The organism is Paenibacillus durus (genome assembly GCF_000756615.1).
GTDB classification, from domain to species: Bacteria; Bacillota; Bacilli; order Paenibacillales; family Paenibacillaceae; genus Paenibacillus_AQ; species Paenibacillus_AQ durus.
Genome location: NZ_CP009288.1, coordinates 5,752,761 through 5,773,365, shown reverse-complemented (window position 1 = coordinate 5,773,365; position 20,605 = coordinate 5,752,761). Strand labels below are relative to the sequence as shown.

The following is a 20,605-nucleotide window of genomic DNA, read 5'->3' as shown; positions in this document are numbered from 1 at the left end:
TAAAAAAAGGGACGCTCCCAAGCTTAAAGCTTGTGGGAGAGTCCCTTTTTTGCAATGCGCACGGCGCGTTCCAGACGGGCGCGGGCGCGCTGTGGAGCGGCGGAGCAGACGGCGTGATCGGCGCGCTCCACTTCATCGAGCAGCCGGTTCAGGTGCGAGAAGACGGCGCCGAGATCGCGGATGGCGGTCAGCGGGCAGTTTCCTTGAAGCTCGGAGAAGCTGGCGAGCTGAAGCTCACGGGCGCGGCGCAGAGCTTCCGGAAGCGAGCTGCGGCATTCCGTATCCGACAAAGTGTTGGCCCCGAAGATGGCGATGCAGTCGGCCGTTGCGGTCAGCGTCTTCTGCATCCAGTCGGCGGAGGCATAATGCGGCGGCAGAAGCCGTATTTCAGCTGCGATTTCTTTCACATAGCCATGCATGGTTTGTAAATGGGAGATCGACTTCTTCATGACGGACAAATCATTAATGCAGGGAACATGGGATAGGGTAAAGAGCATCTCGCTTAGTTTCTGCGCGCTGTCCTTAAGCAGCTGTCCGGACCGCTTCAAAGCTTCGGCTTGGCTGTTCTCATCCCGTCCCGGCGCGAGTCCGTTCAGTCCGTCGGCGAGCAGCAAGGTTCCTGCGAAGGCCGTACTCTTAACGTTGACGAAGCCTTTAGGCGGTACGATGATTACATTGAAGAGCAGAGCGAAGGCCACGCCAATCAGCGTTTCCGTGGCTCTAAACATTACATAATGATCCTGTAAGAAGGTCAGTGCCAGCACCGAAGTGACGCCCACCTGCGTAATGGCCTGGAAGTTGATCCGGCAGGCGGTCGCCACGCCAAGGCCAATCAGCAGAATCAGCAGGATCGACAGCGGCCCGACATTGAAGAAGTGGCCGATCATCAGACTGACGGTTCCGCCGAGAACAATACCGAGCAGCCGGTAGATGCCCTTTTCCAGCGAAGCCTTGACGCTGCCCTGGGTAATCAGAATCGCAGCCAGTGGTGCGAAATAGGAGAACTCGCCGCCGTACATCGCGTGAACAGCCATCCAGGAAAGCGAGGCTGCCAGCGTAACCCGTATCATATATAGCGAAAAACCAAATTTTTCAAGGCGCTCCTGCAGCCCCTCGTTCATGTGCTCGTCATCTCTTTTCGAAAAATTTTAAAAAAAATATAAGGTTTTCAGTTACTTTCATTATATCACCCTTGAGGTAAAGGTTCAGCGGGCAGTTATTACAACATTACGAACAACGTGGGACATTACATAAAAAAGAAAGAATGCCGGGGAGCGAAAAACCGGGTATGATAGGCTTATTGGACAATGGTCGAATTCTGCGGAAAAGCAGGGAATACTCCATTTATATGCGGGGAGGTCGTCAGTCATAGCTATTCAGGAACCAACCATTATTTCTTTTGAGAACGTCACCAAACGATACGACGATGAAGAGCCGGTGCTCAAAGGGGTCAGCTTTGATATTGAACGGGGCAAGTTCTACACACTGCTCGGGCCCTCAGGCTGTGGCAAGACAACCATTCTGCGCCTGATCGCCGGCTTTGCCGAACCGACGGAAGGTTCCATTTATATGAACGGCAAGGTCATCAACCGCATTCCAGCCAATGAGCGCCAGGTCAATACAGTGTTTCAGGATTACGCGCTGTTTCCGCACTTGGACGTGTTCGAGAATGTGGCGTTTGGGCTGCGGATCAAGAAGCTGAAGAAGCAGGCAATCGAGCAAAAGGTTCAGGAAGCGCTGCGCTTCGTCAACCTGGCCGGATACGAGCGGCGTGCCGTGAGCGAAATGTCGGGCGGCCAGCGTCAGCGCGTAGCGATTGCCCGCGCCATCGTCAACGAGCCGCAGGTGCTGCTATTGGACGAGCCTCTGTCCGCGCTTGATTTGAAGCTGCGCACGGAGATGCAGTATATTTTGCGCGAAATGCAGCAGCGGCTGGGCATCACGTTCATCTTCGTCACCCATGACCAGGAGGAGGCGCTGGCGATGTCGGACTGGATTTTTGTCATGAACAAGGGAAAAATCGAGCAAAGTGGTACACCAAACGATATTTACGATGAGCCGATCAACCGGTTTGTGGCCGATTTTATCGGAGAATCAAATATCGTGCCCGGCGTGATGATTGAGGACTATCTCGCGGAGTTTAACGGTCGCAGATTTGAATGTGTGGATGCGGGTCTGCGGCCGAATGAGCCGATCGAGATCGTCATCCGCCCCGAAGATCTGGAGATTGTTCCTCTGGAGCAGGGCAAGCTGCGGGTGCGCGTAGACAGCCAGCTCTTCCGGGGCGTGCATTATGAGATCAGCTGCTACGACGAATCCGGGCAGGAATGGCTCGTTCACTCGACGCGCAAAGCCGAAGTCGGGAGCGAGATCGGCCTGCCGGCCGGGCATTTTCAGCGGATTTTTCATGGCGCTCACCTATTCGCTGGATGATTTTGCGGTAACGTTCTTCGTAACGGGCAACGGCTACTCGACGCTGTCTGTTGAAATCTATTCGCGGGCGCGGCAGGGCGTGTCGCTGTCGATTAACGCGCTGTCCACGCTGATCTTCCTGTTCACGGTGCTGCTGGTTGTGGGCTACTACTTCCTGACGGCCAAAAAAGCCAAGAAGCCCTCAGCGGAACTGACGGCCGAAGCGGGGGTGCCTAGATGAAGCAGCTCGTGAACGCTTTTTTGGCGGTAATGATTGTAGCGTTCGCCTTGATGTACCTTGGAGCATGGATGAACAAAAGCGAAGGCTACTCCGGCGGCAATACGTTGACCATCTATAACTGGGGCGACTATATCGATCCCGATCTGCTAACCCAGTTCCAGAAGGAGACGGGCATTACGGTCATTTACCAGACCTTCGATTCGAACGAGGCGATGCTGACGAAGATCGAGCAGGGAGGCACGAACTTCGACCTTGTGGTCCCTTCCGATTACGCCATCGCCAAAATGAAAGAGGAAAACCTGCTCCTGCCCCTCGACCACAGCAAGCTGCCGAATTTGTCCCATATCGACCCCAGGTTCATGAACCTGTCGTTTGACGAAGGCAACCGCTACTCGGTTCCTTATTTCTGGGGAACGGTCGGCATCATCTATAATCCCGAACTGACTCAAGGGCTAACCTTTAAGAGCTGGAACGACTTGTGGGACAGTAAGCTAAAAAATAATATCCTGCTGCTGGACGGGGCGCGGGAGGTTATGGGCATGGCGCTCAACAGCCTGCATTATTCCCTGAACGACACCAGCGAGGAGCATTTGCAAGAGGCACTCAAGAAGCTGAATGCCCTGTCACCTAATGTCAAAGCGATTGTCGGTGATGAAATCAAGATGCTGCTGGCGAATGAGGAGGCCGCCGTCGGCCTCGTCTGGTCAGGAGACGCCGCAGAGATTATGGACGAGAACGACAAGCTGAATTACGTCGTGCCGGAGGAAGGCTCGAACGTGTGGGCGGACAATCTCGTCATTCCGCGTTCGGCGGCTAATGTGGAGGGGGCGTACAAGTTCATTAACTTCATGCTTCGGCCGGAGGTGGCGGCGCAGAATGCTGAATATGTCGGCTACTCCACGCCGAACAAGGACGCGCTTGCGCTGCTGCCGGAGAATATTTCCGGGGATGAACGCTTTTACCCGCCTAAAGCAATCACTGACAAGCTTGAGGTGTACGACAATCTCGGCAAGCGCATGCTTGCGCACTACAATGAGCTGTTTCTGAAGTTCAAGATGAATAACGATTAGGCGCTTATGATCAAAAGCCTCCGGGACGCGGGTGACGCGTATTCCGGGGGCTTATTTTAAAGATGTACCCCTTACTTGATCCCCAGTCTCACGTGGTAGCTGAACATCGTTTCCAGAGTCCGGCCGTTAAAATAGCGTTCCACCGTCTCCCGGTAATCGGCAATCTCTTCATCCAGCTCGCCTCCGCCGAGCCGCAGCACGGTCTGAAGACTGCCCTGGCTAAGCGTAAGGCCGACATACCGCTCCGCGCTGCAGTGCTCTATGTTGTGGAAGGCGATCTCACGGGCGAAGGAGAATTTCCCGCTCGCTTTGATGCGGCTAAGATGGCTTTCCTTGTTCCATTTTACGGCCCTGTCCTCTGCCGGTACCCGGCGGCCGATGATGACATCGGCCTGTTCGATCAGTTCATTGTAGCGGGTCTCGATATTCGGTTCGAGCACCGGCGGCCAGTCGCAGTCGTAAGCAGCGAAGATTCCGCCCGGTCTCAGTACCCGCGCGGCTTCCTTCAGCGTACTCCCGGGCTCCATCCAATGGAAGGACTGGGAGCAGGTCACAATATCGGCAGAGGCGGAAGGCAGTTCCAGAGCATTGGAATAGCCGGAGACAAACGATATGCTTGCCGGACTGCCCAGCGCGTTCCATTTCTCCAGAGCCTTACCGCGCATATCATCGCCGGGCTCAACACCGATGACGGCATCGGCGGCCGTCCGCCACAAGAAGGTGGACAGCCCGGTTCCGCAGCCGAGATCCACGACGAGGGCGGGTCTTTTTCCCAAATAGCCCGTAAGCAGTTCGGTCACTACCCTGGGCGCCTGGGGCCGGTAACGGTCATACTCATTTTGAAAGCCGGTAAAGCGTATGATATTGGAATGGTGATTTCCTTCGGGTATCATGAACGCACACTCCGTTTCCAAAGTATTTTGATGGATATTATATCAGTTTATGCGTAGGGCGGAGTTAATGACGCGGTGTTTGAAGGGGCGGAGGGTGAAAAATAGTTGATGAAAACAGCTACGAATTTAGCTCCATCCGGCGATTAAAGGAAGCGCTGAAGCGAAAAGGCTACAGTGGCAAAACTCAGCTTGCTTATATTGGACACGCGGAGCGTTCCTTGGCGCAGTCGCCGGTTTCGCTGCAATTCGTCCTCGCGGACCATGTATATACTTATGTGCTGAAGTTGATTGAAGCTAAACGCTCTCATTCTTATATCAACCTGACATTAAGCGCTCTGCGGTTCTGGCTGCTGGAGGTGGCACGAAGACGCGATCTTCCTTACCCATGGACTTGGCCTAAAAAGGAAAAGAAGCTTCCCGTCGTACTCTCTCCTCAGGAGGTGTTATCCATTTTCAAGCCACCACAAATTTGAAGCACCGCGTGATGCTCACTTTGTTTTATTCAGGCGGGCGCTGCAGCAGTATATTCATGCAGAACAACGGCAGATTACTTGTTTCCAGGCGGTGAGTCCAAGAATACTCCCGTTACGGAACGGTCCGTCCAATACATGGTCATGAAGTCTAAACGGCTTGCCGGCATCCGCAGCCCGCTTGACCGTATTACGGAAATTACTAAAGGGGTGGGCTGGATTAAACGGGCAACAGAACTTAATCGAATGGAAGAGAACAGGAGAGTTGCGCAGGCTATGAATCAAATCAACCTCTACAGTAATTGGTTCGTCTAATCCCATTTTTTCGAAGGTTATGAGAAATTTCGTAATATCATCCATAGCGGGATGTTTATGAAATTCGTAGAATTAGAGTTATGAGAAATTGGGGCAATACCTAAAACATTAAAGAACAAAGAGGTGACAATTTGCCACACGTACGAATTAGATGTACTGGCCTTATCATTAAAGATAATTGTGTTTTGCTTGTTGAATATGATGACAATGGCATTCATTACAATTTACCAGGCGGAGGCTTAGAGCCAGATGAAACCATTGTTGAAGGTGTTGTTCGTGAAGTATTTGAAGAGACCATGGCAGAAGTCGAAGTAGGACAGCTCGCATTAGTATATGAATTTGCTCCTCATAAGCAATCTGGCGACTATGGAATTAATGAACTACACGGAATTCATTTAATTTTTGAATGTACTTTAAAGAACAATTCAATTCCTCAATTGCCTGATATCCCTGATAAATATCAAACTGCAGTTAAATGGATTCCTATTGAAGAGTTAGAAGAAGTATTTTTAATTCCAAATATAAATAAGCAAATTAAGGACTATGTAAGAAACAAAAGAAACATTGAACTAATTGAAGACTACAGACTAGACAGATTAAAGATCTTGTAAAAGAACTGCGTAAGCATCTCGAAGAAGGCCCCAACATCCTATAACACCATATTCACGCTTCGGGCCATTCGGCCCTCGGTCCGACAGAAGTTAGAAGAGGATTCGAGGAGGCATATCGGTAGCAGGGAAGTATATTCAGCCGGACACACCCGCACCACCTTAAGTCCCTTTGGGACGGCGTCGTGAGTACAACAACGTTATAGGAAATCAGCGCAATATGTTAAAAACATTGAAAAAGGAAATACGAATGACAAAGAAAAAATCAAATACCCCAAGACATAAAAGACTTAATCGTGATGGTAGATTGCAAGCAGCAAAAAGCTGGTTAGTTAAATACAACGGAAGTAATAAAGTAAGAGGATACAGTAAGCATTTTGCGGTTGACTTGTTATGTGCTGCTCAAGAGTTAAAGATGCTAGGAATATTAGTTGATGAGAAATATATAAAACAATTGGAAATTGATAAGGAAAGACGAATTAAAAATAATCAACAAAAGAAAGAGAGAAAGCAATTAGAAGAATATGGACAAGACGAAAATGATTTTTTGAATATTGGGTTCACTGAAAATGGTGTACCATATGGAATATATTTCGATGACAATGATCTAGTAGAAGATGAAGAATAAATAAGAGTTTTTATAGCAATTCGAAGAAGGCGCTGACATCCTATAACAACATATTCACGCGGCGGGCCTGACGGACCTTGGTCTGCAAGAGGCTTTTCAGGGAAGCGGAATCAGCAGACAACCCTGCATTTGCTAAGTCCGTCTTACCCGGGCTAGCGCCCCTTTAGCTAGTGAGGGGTTCGTGAATACAACAATGCTAAGCGAAATTCCTGAAAGACGACGTAAAAAACTAAAAAAGTAACAGGGGGTGTAGTCTTGAAACATTATACTCCACAACAAAGAGAACACATTAAAGAATGTATAATCAACAACATCACTAAGATCGATGAAGTTTTATCTGTTATAAGTATTGGATCCGGAGCTGTTGGATTTACCGACGAATTATCAGACATTGATCTATATATTGTAATTAAGGATGATTGTGACAAACCTAATTTTATGCTTAGAATTAGAGAACAAATTCATGAAAGCTTTGAAGTATGGCAATCGTTGGAGATGATAAACCGTTCCTTACATGTATTTTTGCTCGCTAATTATTTGGAAATCGATATTGGATATGACCATTTGAGAAACGTTTCAGCTCGAAGGAAGTTGTGGAAGATTGAGGTAGATAAGATTGGGGATATTGATAATAGAATGCATGCATCTTGGAATATAACCTCCCAATTTCATGGGAAGACATCGAATATTGATGTCAAATCACGCTCCGAAGAAATCTCTACTGATGTATGGCATTATCTTATGCATTGTGCAATTGCAATTAAAAGAGGTAAATTTTGGCGTGCTTTAGGTGAAATGGAATTAGCCCGTAATATGGCGGTTGAACTCTGTGGTTATAGAACTAACTTAGAAACAAAGAGATATAGAAGTGTTGATGATCTTCAACCCATCGACTTACTTAAATTGAATAAAAGTGTTACTGCTAACCCATAATGACCGGAGGTTGACGGTGTAAGCTGTCCTGCTATTGACGGCCATGCTGTCCGCAGTAGGATAGAAAAGCAGGGAGAATCATGACAATTCTCCCTGGATCACGCGCTTTACCATATGGTCGTCCACAATCCGGTGCTTGTTCTGTGCGCCGTAGATCAACGCGTGGGTACAGAGCTTGTTCACCAGCCGGGCGGCTCCGCTGGAAAAACGGTAGATTTCATCCATCGCCGCCTCCGTAAACAGTTCATGCTCGGCACCTGCTGCACTCAGATGCCTCTTCATATAGGCCCCCACTTCCGCCCGGTCCATATGCGGAAGATAACACTGCATATCAATTCGCTGGCGGATCGCCGCATAGGCTTGCAGCCCCAGCCGGTCCCACAGTTCGCTTTGCCCCACCAGAATCAGGGCCATCGGACTCTGTGAATCCATTTTCAGATTTAGTAGAAATCGCAGTTCCTCCAGCATCTCCCGGTCCAGCAGATGGGCTTCATCGACCACGACCACGGGCTGTAGCCGGTGAATCCCACGCATGAGTTCAATCTCCCGGTGTAACTGCCGTTTTGCATCCCCCCGGTAAAATTTCGACTCACAGCCGAGCTGCTCCAGCAGCCCTTTGTAGAAGTGGCGCGGGGTCAGTTTCGAATCGGACAGGTAGAGTAGCTTAAAGCGCGCCTCGTCCAGTTCCTTGGCTAACCGCCGGATCGTAGTCGTTTTCCCGGTCCCGCAGTCCCCTGTGAGCACGGCAAACCACTGGCGTTCCGCGACATAGGCCAGACGCCCGAGCATTTCTTCCTGCGACGCAGACGCATATAACTCGTCTACCGCAAGATCTCTGGAGAACGGAGCACGGTGCAACTCGTAGAAGGACTCAAACATGGCCATCCTCCGCCTGCACTCTGCGGTACGTCACCGCAGGTGCTTCCCGCTGTTTGCGCTGCTGGTGTCGCTGCTCTGCCGCCTCCAGCAGTCTCGACGTGTCGGTCATAGATGCGCCCAGGTGCTCCGGCAACGCCGGACGGGTTCCCGCCCGCTGACCGATTTCCATCTCGCGCACCCGCCACGGCGCTCGTCCCTCATACTCAATCGTCAGTTCCGTGGGGTCTGCCGGGTCATAAACCACCTCGACCGTACAGCCAATGACCGTCAGGCCCACTTCGTACTTTCGGTTCATGAAGCTAATGCAGCCCGACTTGTCGACCTTCCGCTTTTCACTATGCAAGAACGCGTCCGCCAAGGTATCCGGGTCCATGAACCGCAGTGCTTTCTTGTCACTCCGAAACGCCGTTTCCGGGCTTTGCTTGTCCGGCAGGGCGGAGTGGGGCTTGTGCTGGTAGCACTCCGAGAGCCATACCTCGAAGCGCTCATTCAACTGCTCGAGTGTCTTCGGCTTCTCCAAGGCGACTTCGCTCAGAAACGAATCGACGATTTGGTTAAACCGTTCGACCTTGCCTTTGGATTCAGGCGAGTAGGGCTTCGCATAGAGCAGCCGGGTTCCGAGCTTGGAACATATCCGGGTCATGGCTTGGGTACGGTACTGCTTGCCGTTGTCAAAATAGACCGCTTCTGGTACCCCATACTTCTGGATCGCTTGGCGAAACGCCGATTCGACCAGCCGCTGGTCCATGACCGGCACAAACTCCCCATGCAGAATAAACCTTGTAGCGTCGTCAATGAACACGACCAGATACACCTGTTTCATCGTCCCGCTTTCGCCAAGGGGCAAATACGGTCCGTATTTGAGGTCTGACTGCCACAGCTGGTTCCGGTGGCGCTGCTGGAAGCGTCTGGCGGCAACCCCGGATTCGGCGTACATCCGCAGATGGCGCGAGCTGTAGCCACAGGCAGTCAGTCTCTCCTGCAGGGTACTACGCTTAATTTGGCCCGGCGAAATCCGCCCTTCCCATTCTAAAATCTGAATGAGCTGTGCGACGCTGCGGCCGGGGACCTCCCGGCGCAAGAGAATCGCTTGCTCGAGCACGGCGGTAGGAAGAATCTCTTCGGAGGGCTGCCGCCCTTTGCCTTTGGGCTTCAGGCCGGTAAATCCTTCGCTCCGGTAACTCGCCAAATACCGGCGCAAGGTACGTTCGGAGAGTCCGGTTTGCTTACAAATCTGCGCTTTCATCTCCCGGGCTTTGGCCGGGTCCAGCCCTTCGGCAAGCAGGGGAGCGAGAAGCTGCATCCGCTCTGCGGCGAGGGCTTCGGCTTTCTTTTGGTCTTTCATGGGTCGGTAAACTCCTTCCTGAAATGAACTCAAGGAGAGTCTACCGTAGAGCCGGGGCGGACAGATAGGCAAAACGGGTATGTACCCACAAATGAGCGTTTGCGACGGGGCGGACAAGTCTGGCCAGCCAGCCGGGTCCTTGCTGACGAAAGGCGGGGGCGGAGGTCATACGCAGGTGATCCGAAGCTTCGGGGGACCCGGGAGCGAGGCCGGACATCCGAGCCTCCAGCGCCTGCAGAACGAGGATGAAGTAGATAGAGAGCACGCGAAACCAGACCTTCCAACGCCGTAACGTAGAGGTTTCCGCGCAGGCGGTCACGGACGCCTCCGGCTCCGTGACCGCCTGTTCGATACAACGGGAATCGTACCGTTTATAGGGAATGAGTAGATCCGGGAGCTCATGGTGAATCCTGCGGCATCCCGCACACCGGAGTCTGCGAATCACCAGTTGGCGCAGCTCACCACCCCCACCCCGGACCTTCCGCTCCCGGCTACCGATAATCTCCAGGTTCTCTGTGCAGCACGGGCAGGGCACCTCCTCCGCACCCCTGACGAAAAACACCAGGGATCTTTTCAACCAGCGCATACTCTGTTACAATGACCATGTCTAATGATGAAGGATATTTCCGGTGCGGCCTGTGCTAGCAGGCATACACGCGATGGAAGTATCCTTTTTCCTTTGCTAGAATACGGTCATTATATCTGGCAACTTCCGGACAGGCAATCCCGCCAGCTTCGCGGCGTTATGCTTTAGCAGAAACAATAAAAGTCTTCCAAAAGAAATCAATTTTGATGAAATGAAAAGGGCATTACTTGAAACAATAATATTAGTCTATGATGAACTGGACTATTATGCGGCGACTTATAATTTTGGGGTTAATATTAAGAAACACGAAATAATTGAATATGTTAATGAAGTTTTTCAACTGAGTTAAAGTGCCTTTAGCTGATTCGAAGAAGTCAGGAACTTCGCTTAACACCGCATTCCCGCAGCGGGCCTGACGGCCCTTGGTCGCCAGATGTTTTTCGGGGAAGTGGATCCAGGCAACACACCCGAACCACCTAACCACATCGCGGCCAGTCGGGAGCCGGCTTTGCCTTTGGCTCCATACTACCTTTAAGTTGGTGGGACGTCGGGAATACAACAACGTTATAAGAAATCCCCGCAAAACTATTGAAAAGAGGAAACCATTCATGAAGATCCTTATTTCTCAGCCAAATCATGAAGCAAATCTTGAGCAGCTCCAAGTAGAAATAGCTTTAGATTATGATTTTGATACAATACTATTTCCGGAAGGTTACATTACTAATGAAGGTAGTGTAACAAAGGTATGTGAGGTAGCAAAACATTATAAAAAAATGATAATCACTGGTTATTTAGACAACAGCAAGAAAGATAGAGCATTAATTATTAACCAGTATGGTGAGATTATTTTAGAACGAGCAAAGTCACCAATGAATGATATTTTATACAGCCCTTCAACTGTTGAGGTTGATGGGTATAAGATCGGATATTTGTTATGTGTAGAATTATTACAAGGATTACTTGGATTAGAACAGCAAGAACATGTGAGAAATTTGTCCTATGTTGCACATCCGATAGGTGTAGGAATGTTTAGTGAAGAACAATATGATGAATGGATTTCTGAAGCTAAGAAAATAGCGATTAAATATAATACGATGATAGTAGGAACAAGTCATGCAGATGGCTCGTTTAGGAACTGCGGTATTTCAATACCAATAGCTTATTGTATTGATAGTACAGGGAACCATATATTCATTTCTAAGAACGATTTAAGAACAAGAATAATTAACCTTGAAACAAAGAAATATGAAGTTATTGAAAGGACTCTTGTTTAGTATCTCGAAGAAGGCGGGGACATCTTATAACACCGTATTCACGCTTCGGGCTAACGCCTTTGGTCTACTCAAGGCATTTCGGAGAAGTGAATCAGCAGACAACCCTGCGCCACCTAACCGCATCGCGGCCGGCCTAACGGCCTTAAGGTGGTGAGGGTTCGTGAATACAACAACGGTATACGTAATTACCGCTTTGGAAATTCAAAAATAGAACAGTGAGGGCGAACTTCGAATGGTGGAATTCCCAAAGATTGAAACGAAAAGATTGTTACTGAGGGAACTGACTTTATTGGATGCTAAATTGGTTCTCCGGCACTTCTCCGATTCAGAAGTAACACGATATATGGATATAGAGGTATGTCAAGATATCAGAGAAGCAGAGGAGATAATACAATTTCATATAGATGATGCAGGGTGCAGATACGGGATTTTTGATAGGACTAATAATGAATTGGTTGGAACGTGTGGGTTCCATTGTTGGGAAAAAGGACAAAATTCAAGAGCAGAAATTGGATTTGATTTATCGTCTAGATATTGGGGACAAGGCTTAATGCAAGAAGCATTAGAAGAAGTTATTAGAATGGGTTTTGATATTATGGATTTAACCTATATTGAAGCAACCGTCGAAAATGAAAATATACGCTCACGAAGATTACTTAACAAAATGAATTTTATAAAACAAGTAGAATTGAAGGATAATCTAGATTATTACATATTAATGAAGCAAGCGTGATTTTTAAGCAACTCAAAGAAGGCGGTAACTACGTATAACACAGCATTCACGCTGCGGGCTAACGCTCTAGGTCTGCGAAAGAGAAATTAGGGAAGCGATTGGCAGGCAGACAACCCTGCGAGGTTAAGTCTGGCGACCCGGCGCTGGCGCCTTAAGCCTCTCGGGTTCGTGAATGCGGAAACGTTAGGTGAAATCATTGCACAATATTATATTGTAAGCTTTTTCAAGGGAGGGATTGACATAAAAATCCGAATCATTGGGGCTTGTGGAAGTGGTAAAACATCTATTGCGAAAGAATTGTCAAAGAGGTATGGAATAAATTACTATGAAACTGACAATCTAGTTTGGGAACGAAATGCCGATAACCGTAAAAACTCGATTGATGTAAGGGATTCAATGCTGAATGAAATACTGGAAGAAGAATCATGGATTATTGAAGGTGTTCATTACAAGTGGGGACAAGACAGCTTTAAGAAAGCAGATCTAATTTTTTTATTAAGACCTAATAAATACCTGAGGGATTTTAGAGTCATAAGGCGATTTGTAAGAACACGACTGGGTTTTGAGCAATGGAACTATAAGCAAACAGTAAAGAACCTATATACAATGATTTTTGAATGGAATCGAAGTTACGATAAGAAAGGCATAAAAGACATTTTAGAATTGACTGACGAATGTTCAAAGAAGCGAGTTATTATAAGGGATGGTAAGGACATATTTAAATACATAGAAGGACATTTTATGGGTGTTTCAGGAAGGCAATGAGTTCCCCTAACACCGTATCCCCGCTGCGGACCCTGAATGGTCCTTGGTCGCCAGAGGATTTTCAAAGAAGTAGATTCAGGCGACACACCCTCACCACCTAACCGCGTCGCGGCTGGTCGGGATCCAGTTTTGCTTTTGGCTCTATACTTCCTTAAGGTTCTCGGGTTCGGGAATACAACAACGTTATCGGAAATCATATGCAACTAACATAAGGAAAAACTTGTAACATTGAAAATATAGAGTATAATTAATGCATATTATTTACAAATCAAAAAATGAATGAAACGTATATTTCATTAAGAACGGAGCGATTTAATGAGTACATCGTTTAACAATTCTTTCTTTAATAAAGTTAGACTAGAGTTTCAAGAGTTTTTAATAATTAAAGAGAAGGGTATTAATGAGCAGACGAAAGAAAGATACTTAAATGATTTTGATTATTACCTAAGCAACTATATTTTAGAAAAGGTAATGATTGATGATTTCTATAACATATTTAATAATTTGAAACTGAGGGATTATTTTAGTAAGCGTAAAGGTTCAACTGCTAGAGCAACAATAACAAACTTAGTCGATTTTTTTTATAATAATTTAAAATTAACTCCAGAACAATATTTAAGTATCAAGAAAGAATTAAGAAAGTATAGCAAAGAAAGTAACGAGAAGATCGATTTTTTAACTAAAACTGATATTAATTTCATTTTTAGTAGTTCCGTCGACTATAGATTTATTGATAGAGACAAAGAAGCTAAAGTGATAGCTCCCGTCATTTGGTCACTGGCTTATCACCAAGTCTTCGAACAAACTCATATTCTTAAATTAAAGATTACAGATCTGAGATTGAATGAGGGCCTAATTAGAAATTTAAGATCTGATGAGGATGGAATAATTTTAAAGTGGATGAATCTAGATGAAAGATGTAAAGAAATACTACAGGAATATCTTAACTATAGAAATAGCCTAAAGATAAAAAGTGATAAGTTACTGATTATAGAAGGCAAAGAAGCTACCAATGGCACAATAAATAAGATGCTTAATATACTTAATGGGAGAGTCGAGAATTGTAATAGAATTTCAACGAATGTGCATGTACAAAAGTTTAACAGATCTAGGATATATCACGCCTTAATTGATACTAACGGACACAGTGCAATTGATTATATTCACTTATTAGGTCTTAAGAAGAATACGCAATTTGATAATGCTCTTAAACAATATTTAACTGATATTAATACAAATAATTTGTAGGTAGGACAAAGATGGCATATGACTTCTGATAGCACATCATTCAATGCTGTCGACAAATGCCTTGGTCTGCCGGCAGTATTTTCGGTGAAGCGATTGACAGACAACCCTTGCGAGACTATGTCCTTGACCAAGACGCTTTAGGGCCTTAAGCCTCTCGGGTTCGTGAATGCAAGAATGTTAGCTGAAATCGCGAAGCTAAATTTAGGGAGGATAAAAAGATGATACAAGATAAAATCCAACGGATTCTTGCCACTTTAAATAAGTTGAAAAGTAACGATGCCGTTATTAAGAATGCAGACATATTAACCTTTATTATTAGTCTTCTTCCTATACCAGGAGTTCAACAAGTCGGTCAAATCGCTAATAAAATAGTTACTAATGAAGATCTTAAAAACAAATTTAATTCAATAAAGATAGATATACTAAACACAAATGAAAGAATAAATATATTAGATAATCAACTAGAAAGAATTGGAATGATTGCAGAAACAGTATCAAACGTGAGTAGGCTTGAATCATTGGTGTCTGAATTTTTAAATAATCTTGAGTCAGATCTGGAGAAAGATTCTGAGTTTATTGTTGATACTTCTAATTGGAGCATACAGGTGCTTATTAAACAAATAGTTGAGGCAAACTTTGTTTCAATATCTGCAAGGGATTTCAGTCAAAACCATTTGAGAGACACACAGATAAAGAGTAGAATGACACATTTATCGGCACACAACCATTCAAGTAATATTATTGATGGTACGGATTTCAAGGGAGATAGTGGTTCGGTTACCATGAATGGTATTAGTCAGTTCGGAAACATTTCAGCTACTGACTCATCTGTTGGCTTTCATGGAAATAGCGGATTAATATTTAGATCACCTGATATTTTAAAGGGAAATTGCCCTAGTTGTAATACCTTAATACAAATAGAGAAACAAAAACTTTTAGGGTATTCCCAAATTCAATGTCCTAATTGCAAGAATATTTATCCTTTTAATATTAATTGATTGACCCTGTTGGTATCACCAGTTAAACAAGAAAAACTACTTTGAAATTAACTCTAAGAGGTCGGGACATTATTTAATACTGTTACGCAGCACCTAGCTGACCCCGAAAACTTGGTCCTTTTCTTAAGTAAGTTCGTTGAGGAGTTGAACTTCAGATAACATCGTATTCATGCTGCTAATCGGAAAGCTTCGCCCTTTGTTAGCACTAACAGGATTCGGGGACAATGAGACAGGCGAAAAATGCTGGACTAACTAATGGGTGAGTAAGTGCATGCCTACGGCCAAAAGCTTCTCGAGTTCGAGATGGTACAACGTTAGGAGAAATTCTATCACAACGATCATATTCTTTTGAAAGAAGGAAATCTTTGATGAAGATAAATAAAATAATCGAACAAACCAAAAAACCTTTATTATTTGAGAAGGGCAGCTCACAGATGTGGGTGGATGAATACATATCACAACAAATGCTCGAAGCTCATTTAGATCCCAATACAGATGCAGCAAGCAGAAAGCCTCATACAATTGATGCATCCGTGAAATGGATCAAAGAATATATTTGTGGTAACGACGCCGGGCAGAAAGTACTTGATTTAGGGTGCGGGCCAGGACTTTATACTAATCGATTGGCTAAGATAGGATTTAATAATGTAACGGGAGTGGACTTTTCAAGCCGTTCTATTGAATATGCAAAAAATCAGGCAGCGGAGTTGAATTTGCATATCAACTATGTTTGTCAGGATTATCTGAAGCTCAATTTTACTGATTACTTTGATGTTGTACTGCTTATATATTGTGATTTTGGAGTTTTTAACGAATACGAACGGAATACATTGTTGCATAAAATCTACAGTAATTTAAAGCCCGGGGGAAAGTTTGTCTTTGATGTTTTTACACCTGGAAAATACAGAAATCATACGGATTCAAGAACATGGAATTCGTATCCAAGCGGCTTTTGGAGACCGACTCCTCACTTGTGTCTGAGCTCTAATTATTGGTATTCGGAAGAAAGAGTTCATTTACACCAAGCCATAGTGCTAGATGATAATACGGATATGCAAATTTATAATATTTGGGATAAGACATATACATTGGATGAGCTTTCTTCTATTCTTAGCTGTATAGGCTTTGAAGAACTTGAATTTTATTCAGACATCACTGGACGAGAATACGAAGAAGAAACAGAAATAATAACAGTAATTGCTAAGAGAAAGTGATGAAAATTCTCCATAGAATATGAAAACAAGAACGCAGCCGAAATAACCGATAAAGGATTGGTAAGTATGAACAGCGTATCTTTTCGATATAGTGATTTTATAAAACCTTCAATGAGATACTACTTTTATAACACTTTGAGATTTAGGCTGATGTATCTTATTGGACTAGTTACCCTTGCTTTCGGTTGTTCAGTCTTATCCGTTTCTTATTCTGAAATTCTCTTATTGATGAGTTTGTTTTTGCTTTTTCTTTTAACTTACGTTTACCTGAATTATTGTTATTTCGCTCCTATGAGAGTAGCGAGAGATAGACGGTATCACAAAATCTATACTTTATCCTTTAGTGAAGAAGGAGTAGAGCTTAAGGCCGATGATTTTAAATCCCAACTGAATTGGCAATATATTAAAAAAGTCTGGGAGACAAAAGATTTGTATTATCTATTTCATGACAAGCGAGCGTTTTGGATCCTGCCAAAAAATAAGTTCATTAGCCAAGAGCAAGAGGAACTCTTCAGGGAAATCGTTTCCAGAAATCATCGAATACAAAAAGGGATAAATAGGTAAAAAAATTATCGCTTTGTATGCTGTCGTGGTTCGTGAATGTCGCAACGTTTTATGAATTCTCTGAAAAAATATTATGATGGAGTGAATTCCTGTGGAATTTGAAGAGATAAAGAAAGATTTATTTACAATGCCAGGGGAATACTATTTAGCCCACTGTATTTCAGCAGATGCTAAGATGGGGGCGGGTATTGCTGTACAATTTCGGAAGAGATTCAAGCTATCTTTACTTCAAGATATGGCAAGTAAAAATGAATTAATTGTAGGTAAATGCTATAAAGTAGACAGAGTGTTTAATCTAATAACCAAGACAAAGTATTGGCAAAAACCAACCTATGAGACATTAACTTTATCATTAAGTTCAATGAAAGAAATTTGTTTGCAAGAATCCATCAACCAAATAGCCATGCCTGAAATTGGTTGTGGCCTAGATAAATTACAATGGGGAAGAGTAAAAGAAATAATAACAAATGAATTTATCAATACATCTGTAAAAATCACAGTTTGTAGATTATAGACAAGAGAGTGAGCAAATAACCGTTATAAAGATGAAGAATCGGGATTGATACCGCCAATACTTGATTAGGTTAGTACAGAGGATGAGGCTGAATATGTGCGTCGCCGTTAAGTGAACATTATTGGCATTATTATAATCATAATGTAATCATGGACTGGAGTATTCCGTTGAAGAGAAGACATAATATACGAGATTTAATTTATGTAAGTAGAAACGATCCAGATAATAAATGCTTTTGCTCATATGGAATTGAGTTCCATGAGTTTATGTCTTGCGTTGATCATAGACCGGACAACCTGATTCTGCTTAAACATAATTTTGTTAATACACAGTGGAATCGACACTCTAGATTTGATTATGTAACATCTCAAGAAATTAATGAATTAATAAATGATCATGTATATAGGTACGGAGATTTTTGTTGGGTTGATTTCAATGAAGAAGAGCTTGATAAATTAACTGCGCTACAAATCGCAGAGTTATTATACTTTGGTCATCTTGGAAGAAGCCTGTCTGATATACCAAAGATAAAGTATGCCTATTACGCACATGATGATGGATGGTATAACAGGCTCTATGTAACAGAAAAGGAAGACTATAAAATTCTCTTAGCTAGAGTCATAGTATCGAAGATACGCAGATTAACGAGAAGATTAGTAGGTAAGATCCCCAGCGATATCTCAACATTAATTTTTGAATCCACAAAGCAAGGCTTGTTTATAGACTTGTCAAAAATAAATAAAAACAGAATTGAAATTAAAATACCTATAACTACAGTTGGACACTACACTAATATGGATAAGGTATACAACCTTAAAGATGAAATAATAGATTATAAGACTTGGTTGGTTTTTTCAAAAAAGAAATGGAAGTTTGTCAAAGAGGATTAAATCCATCTTATAACAAAGCATTCACCTTCAGGCTCCGTCATGGGTCTGCAGTAGAGATTTCAACGAAGCGGTTGTAGGCAGACAATTCTAGGTATGGGGTTAGTAAGATTGAAAGAAATGATGACTCAAAGGAGGCTGATTATGGAAGATCAATGGCGGATAGCCCCATTTGACGCTGAATGGAGGGATCTTTTTCTTGAAATTGGATTAAAGCTAAGGCATTCATTAGGGGGATGGGCCATTCGAATTGATCATGTCGGTTCAACTTCCATTATAGGTATGGATGCAAAGCCCATTATTGACATTCAGATTTCTGTCGAAAACATTGAGGACGAGTCAAGTTACAAATGGTTGATTGAGAAAAATGGATTTGAACTAAGACCAGAGAATCCGGATAGAACTAAAAAGTATTTTCGCGAGGTACCAGGTAATAGAAGGACTCATATTCATGTTAGACAGGCAGGGAGTTATTCAGAGCAATTGACATTGCTTTTTCGAGATTACCTTCGTTATTCCTCAGAGGATCGTCAACGATATATTCAAGAAAAACATCGACTGATGAATCTTTATAAGAACGACCGGCCGAAGTATGTTGAAGGAAAAGGTCCGATTGTATGGGATATTTTGCAGAAAGCCCACATTTGGTCACAAGAAACAGGCTGGAGGCCCGGAAAGACAGATGTGTGAGTGTATATGATTTTTAACGGCAAGGAGGACGGGGAATGGAAGCAGTCAAATTTGTCGATGCGAAAATAAGTAAGTCCATTGCAGAGCTGCTGAGCAAGTGGGATCAAAAAGCATGGGTGCTCTGGGCCGCTGAGGTCCAAGTCTGGGAGGAGTAAGATTTTGAAATATAATAATATCATGTCTACGGCGTTTCATATTTCCTTATTAATATTCGTTGTCTTTATGATGATTAACTCGGATAAAATCTTAAATATATTTTTTTCTGATCAAGGGTCAATCATTTTTTATGTAGTTCTAAATTTATTATATATCGCATTCGGATTTATATTTGGAGTAGATTCGGGCAAAATTCTTGGTAATTTATTGTCATATAGTTTGATATCAATCATTGGAATTGTAATTTGGTTCTTATGTTTATTAAATTACACCAGTTATCATGACTCTCCTAGTTTCCTAGGTCCAGAATTTGTTTGGATTCTTAGCGCGGGGTATAACTTTTCTTCATATTATATTTTCAAGTTAATTAGTAATGAATGGGATAATGAGGGCGTCGTCCTGGTTATTTTACTGCTACTTAATTTCTATCAATCTTTGCTGTTATGGCTGGGGCTTGAAACACGAAAAAGAGTGAAGGCTTGCTTAAAGTAGAGAAGACTAACAGGCGGGATTTCGTAAAAAAAGCCCCGGGCTATAAGGCCCGGAGCTGAAAGTGGATGCAGGAAGAGTGGGGGAAACCAAATGCAGCTGCGGAGCTTGCTGTCAGCGGCGAATCATTAGAAATCCGAAGTAGCAACTTGAATGAAGCCGAAGACCGCTCCGGCGGCGGAAGCGCGAAGTGCGGCAACCAGAAGCAGATTAACTGCGATTGTAAGGCTGTTGAATGCGGGAATCGTATAAGTGATGACAGGCGCGTTTACGCTGTAAAGCACAAGATCGACAGGGAAAGCGGAGTTGTTTTGTACGGTGACAGCGGCATTAATTCCTCCGGTAAGATTCTCGTAAAAAGATTTGCCTACGCCTGCCGGCAGGTTGAAGAATTGCTGCGGTAACAAGATGGCCATCCTGATAACCTCCTTTACCATTTGATAGTATATTCTATGTTGGTAATCTATCGAAGCTACGACGAATGACGTAGAGTAACGTACATTTTGATAGAAAGGGCTTACAAAGGGTATTACGTAGTAATAGTGGTAGTATAAACGGCAGGAAGCCTAGAGGTTCTGAAATGCGTTCATTGGTGCTGCCCTGATGAGGAAACGGCTTGTTCACGCAAAAAATCCCCGGGAACGCTTCAGCAGGAAGCATTCCCGGGGGGACTTGCGGTTTGGCGGCTGCCGT

General features: G+C 44.3%; 23 protein-coding genes and 1 pseudogene. 18 read left to right on the top strand and 6 right to left on the bottom strand.

Annotation, left to right across the window (positions count from 1 at the left end):
* Positions 1-23: 23 nt before the first annotated feature.
* On the bottom strand, positions 24-1,121 hold the full coding sequence (locus tag PDUR_RS27575; protein ID WP_052410402.1) for an FUSC family protein: 1,098 nt from the start codon (positions 1,119-1,121) through the stop codon (positions 24-26).
* A gap of 253 nt (positions 1,122-1,374) precedes the next feature.
* Here PDUR_RS27575 and PDUR_RS25500 point away from each other — a divergent pair, with 253 nt between their 5' ends.
* From PDUR_RS25500 to PDUR_RS25490, 3 genes and pseudogenes are all read left to right on the top strand, one after another.
* Positions 1,375-2,433: an ABC transporter ATP-binding protein gene (locus tag PDUR_RS25500; RefSeq protein ID WP_042208710.1), complete on the top strand. Its 1,059-nt coding sequence runs from the start codon at positions 1,375-1,377 to the stop codon at positions 2,431-2,433.
* Positions 2,381-2,653: pseudogene (locus tag PDUR_RS25495) on the top strand (ABC transporter permease); the annotation flags it as partial. The gene PDUR_RS25500 and the pseudogene PDUR_RS25495, both read left to right, overlap by 53 nt.
* Positions 2,650-3,723 carry an ABC transporter substrate-binding protein gene (locus PDUR_RS25490; protein ID WP_042208708.1) on the top strand — a complete coding sequence of 358 codons (1,074 nt, stop codon included), beginning with the start codon at positions 2,650-2,652 and terminating at the stop codon, positions 3,721-3,723. The pseudogene PDUR_RS25495 and the gene PDUR_RS25490, both read left to right, overlap by 4 nt.
* A 71-nt stretch (positions 3,724-3,794) precedes the next feature.
* On the opposite strand, the gene PDUR_RS25485 is transcribed toward PDUR_RS25490, so the two are convergent.
* Positions 3,795-4,616, bottom strand: a complete 822-nt coding sequence (locus PDUR_RS25485) for a class I SAM-dependent methyltransferase (protein WP_042208707.1) — start codon at positions 4,614-4,616, stop codon at positions 3,795-3,797.
* 218 nt (positions 4,617-4,834) lie between these two features.
* Here PDUR_RS25485 and PDUR_RS25480 point away from each other — a divergent pair, with 218 nt between their 5' ends.
* The 5 genes from PDUR_RS25480 (at position 4,835) to PDUR_RS25465 (ending at position 7,570) form a co-directional block, all read left to right on the top strand.
* Positions 4,835-5,089: a site-specific integrase gene (locus tag PDUR_RS25480; protein WP_042208706.1), complete on the top strand. Its 255-nt coding sequence runs from the start codon at positions 4,835-4,837 to the stop codon at positions 5,087-5,089.
* Positions 5,090-5,167: 78 nt separating this feature from the next.
* On the top strand, positions 5,168-5,401 hold the full coding sequence (locus PDUR_RS29000) for a hypothetical protein (protein WP_156130626.1): 234 nt from the start codon (positions 5,168-5,170) through the stop codon (positions 5,399-5,401).
* A 131-nt stretch (positions 5,402-5,532) separates the two neighbouring features.
* The gene (locus tag PDUR_RS25475; protein ID WP_042208705.1) at positions 5,533-6,012 is read left to right on the top strand and encodes an NUDIX domain-containing protein; all 480 of its coding nucleotides are present in this window, start codon (positions 5,533-5,535) and stop codon (positions 6,010-6,012) included.
* Positions 6,013-6,229: 217 nt separating this feature from the next.
* Positions 6,230-6,637 (top strand): hypothetical protein, encoded by a 408-nt coding sequence (locus PDUR_RS25470; RefSeq protein WP_052410401.1) that lies wholly within the window; start codon positions 6,230-6,232, stop codon positions 6,635-6,637.
* A 255-nt stretch (positions 6,638-6,892) separates the two neighbouring features.
* Positions 6,893-7,570, top strand: a complete 678-nt coding sequence (locus PDUR_RS25465; protein ID WP_042208704.1) for a hypothetical protein — start codon at positions 6,893-6,895, stop codon at positions 7,568-7,570.
* A gap of 78 nt (positions 7,571-7,648) precedes the next feature.
* Here PDUR_RS25465 and PDUR_RS25460 read toward each other — a convergent pair whose 3' ends face one another.
* The 3 genes from PDUR_RS25460 to PDUR_RS25450 are packed head-to-tail and all read right to left on the bottom strand — an operon-like array spanning position 7,649 to position 10,371.
* On the bottom strand, positions 7,649-8,449 hold the full coding sequence (locus PDUR_RS25460; protein WP_042205200.1) for an ExeA family protein: 801 nt from the start codon (positions 8,447-8,449) through the stop codon (positions 7,649-7,651).
* Entirely contained in the window at positions 8,442-9,794 is a 1,353-nt protein-coding gene (locus tag PDUR_RS25455; RefSeq protein ID WP_042205201.1) for a DDE-type integrase/transposase/recombinase, read from the bottom strand. The genes PDUR_RS25460 and PDUR_RS25455 overlap by 8 nt, the downstream gene beginning before the upstream one ends.
* A gap of 40 nt (positions 9,795-9,834) precedes the next feature.
* Complete coding sequence (locus PDUR_RS25450; protein WP_052410173.1) at positions 9,835-10,371, bottom strand: DUF6431 domain-containing protein; 537 nt, start codon at positions 10,369-10,371, stop codon at positions 9,835-9,837.
* Between the two features lie 617 nt (positions 10,372-10,988).
* Between PDUR_RS25450 and PDUR_RS25440 the strand changes: the two genes are divergently transcribed.
* The 10 genes from PDUR_RS25440 (at position 10,989) to PDUR_RS25395 (ending at position 19,267) form a co-directional block, all read left to right on the top strand.
* Positions 10,989-11,654 carry a hypothetical protein gene (locus tag PDUR_RS25440; RefSeq protein WP_042208702.1) on the top strand — a complete coding sequence of 222 codons (666 nt, stop codon included), beginning with the start codon at positions 10,989-10,991 and terminating at the stop codon, positions 11,652-11,654.
* A 232-nt stretch (positions 11,655-11,886) separates the two neighbouring features.
* Positions 11,887-12,387 (top strand): GNAT family N-acetyltransferase, encoded by a 501-nt coding sequence (locus PDUR_RS25435; RefSeq protein WP_042208701.1) that lies wholly within the window; start codon positions 11,887-11,889, stop codon positions 12,385-12,387.
* 168 nt (positions 12,388-12,555) lie between these two features.
* Positions 12,556-13,152, top strand: coding sequence for an AAA family ATPase (locus tag PDUR_RS25430; protein ID WP_233277435.1), 597 nt, complete (start codon positions 12,556-12,558; stop codon positions 13,150-13,152).
* Positions 13,153-13,467: 315 nt separating this feature from the next.
* Positions 13,468-14,400: a hypothetical protein gene (locus PDUR_RS25425; RefSeq protein ID WP_042208700.1), complete on the top strand. Its 933-nt coding sequence runs from the start codon at positions 13,468-13,470 to the stop codon at positions 14,398-14,400.
* A 218-nt stretch (positions 14,401-14,618) separates the two neighbouring features.
* Positions 14,619-15,398: a hypothetical protein gene (locus tag PDUR_RS25420; RefSeq protein ID WP_042208699.1), complete on the top strand. Its 780-nt coding sequence runs from the start codon at positions 14,619-14,621 to the stop codon at positions 15,396-15,398.
* 368 nt (positions 15,399-15,766) lie between these two features.
* Positions 15,767-16,612, top strand: coding sequence for a class I SAM-dependent methyltransferase (locus PDUR_RS25415; protein ID WP_052410400.1), 846 nt, complete (start codon positions 15,767-15,769; stop codon positions 16,610-16,612).
* A 66-nt stretch (positions 16,613-16,678) separates the two neighbouring features.
* Complete coding sequence (locus tag PDUR_RS30385) at positions 16,679-17,176, top strand: YcxB family protein (protein WP_042208698.1); 498 nt, start codon at positions 16,679-16,681, stop codon at positions 17,174-17,176.
* 91 nt (positions 17,177-17,267) lie between these two features.
* The gene (locus tag PDUR_RS25405) at positions 17,268-17,690 is read left to right on the top strand and encodes a macro domain-containing protein (RefSeq protein WP_042208697.1); all 423 of its coding nucleotides are present in this window, start codon (positions 17,268-17,270) and stop codon (positions 17,688-17,690) included.
* 167 nt (positions 17,691-17,857) lie between these two features.
* Positions 17,858-18,580, top strand: coding sequence for a hypothetical protein (locus PDUR_RS25400; protein ID WP_042208696.1), 723 nt, complete (start codon positions 17,858-17,860; stop codon positions 18,578-18,580).
* Between the two features lie 141 nt (positions 18,581-18,721).
* Positions 18,722-19,267, top strand: coding sequence for a GrpB family protein (locus PDUR_RS25395; protein WP_042208695.1), 546 nt, complete (start codon positions 18,722-18,724; stop codon positions 19,265-19,267).
* Positions 19,268-20,040: 773 nt separating this feature from the next.
* On the opposite strand, the gene PDUR_RS25385 is transcribed toward PDUR_RS25395, so the two are convergent.
* Positions 20,041-20,328 (bottom strand): hypothetical protein, encoded by a 288-nt coding sequence (locus PDUR_RS25385; RefSeq protein ID WP_042208693.1) that lies wholly within the window; start codon positions 20,326-20,328, stop codon positions 20,041-20,043.
* Between the last annotated feature and the right edge of the window lie 277 nt (positions 20,329-20,605).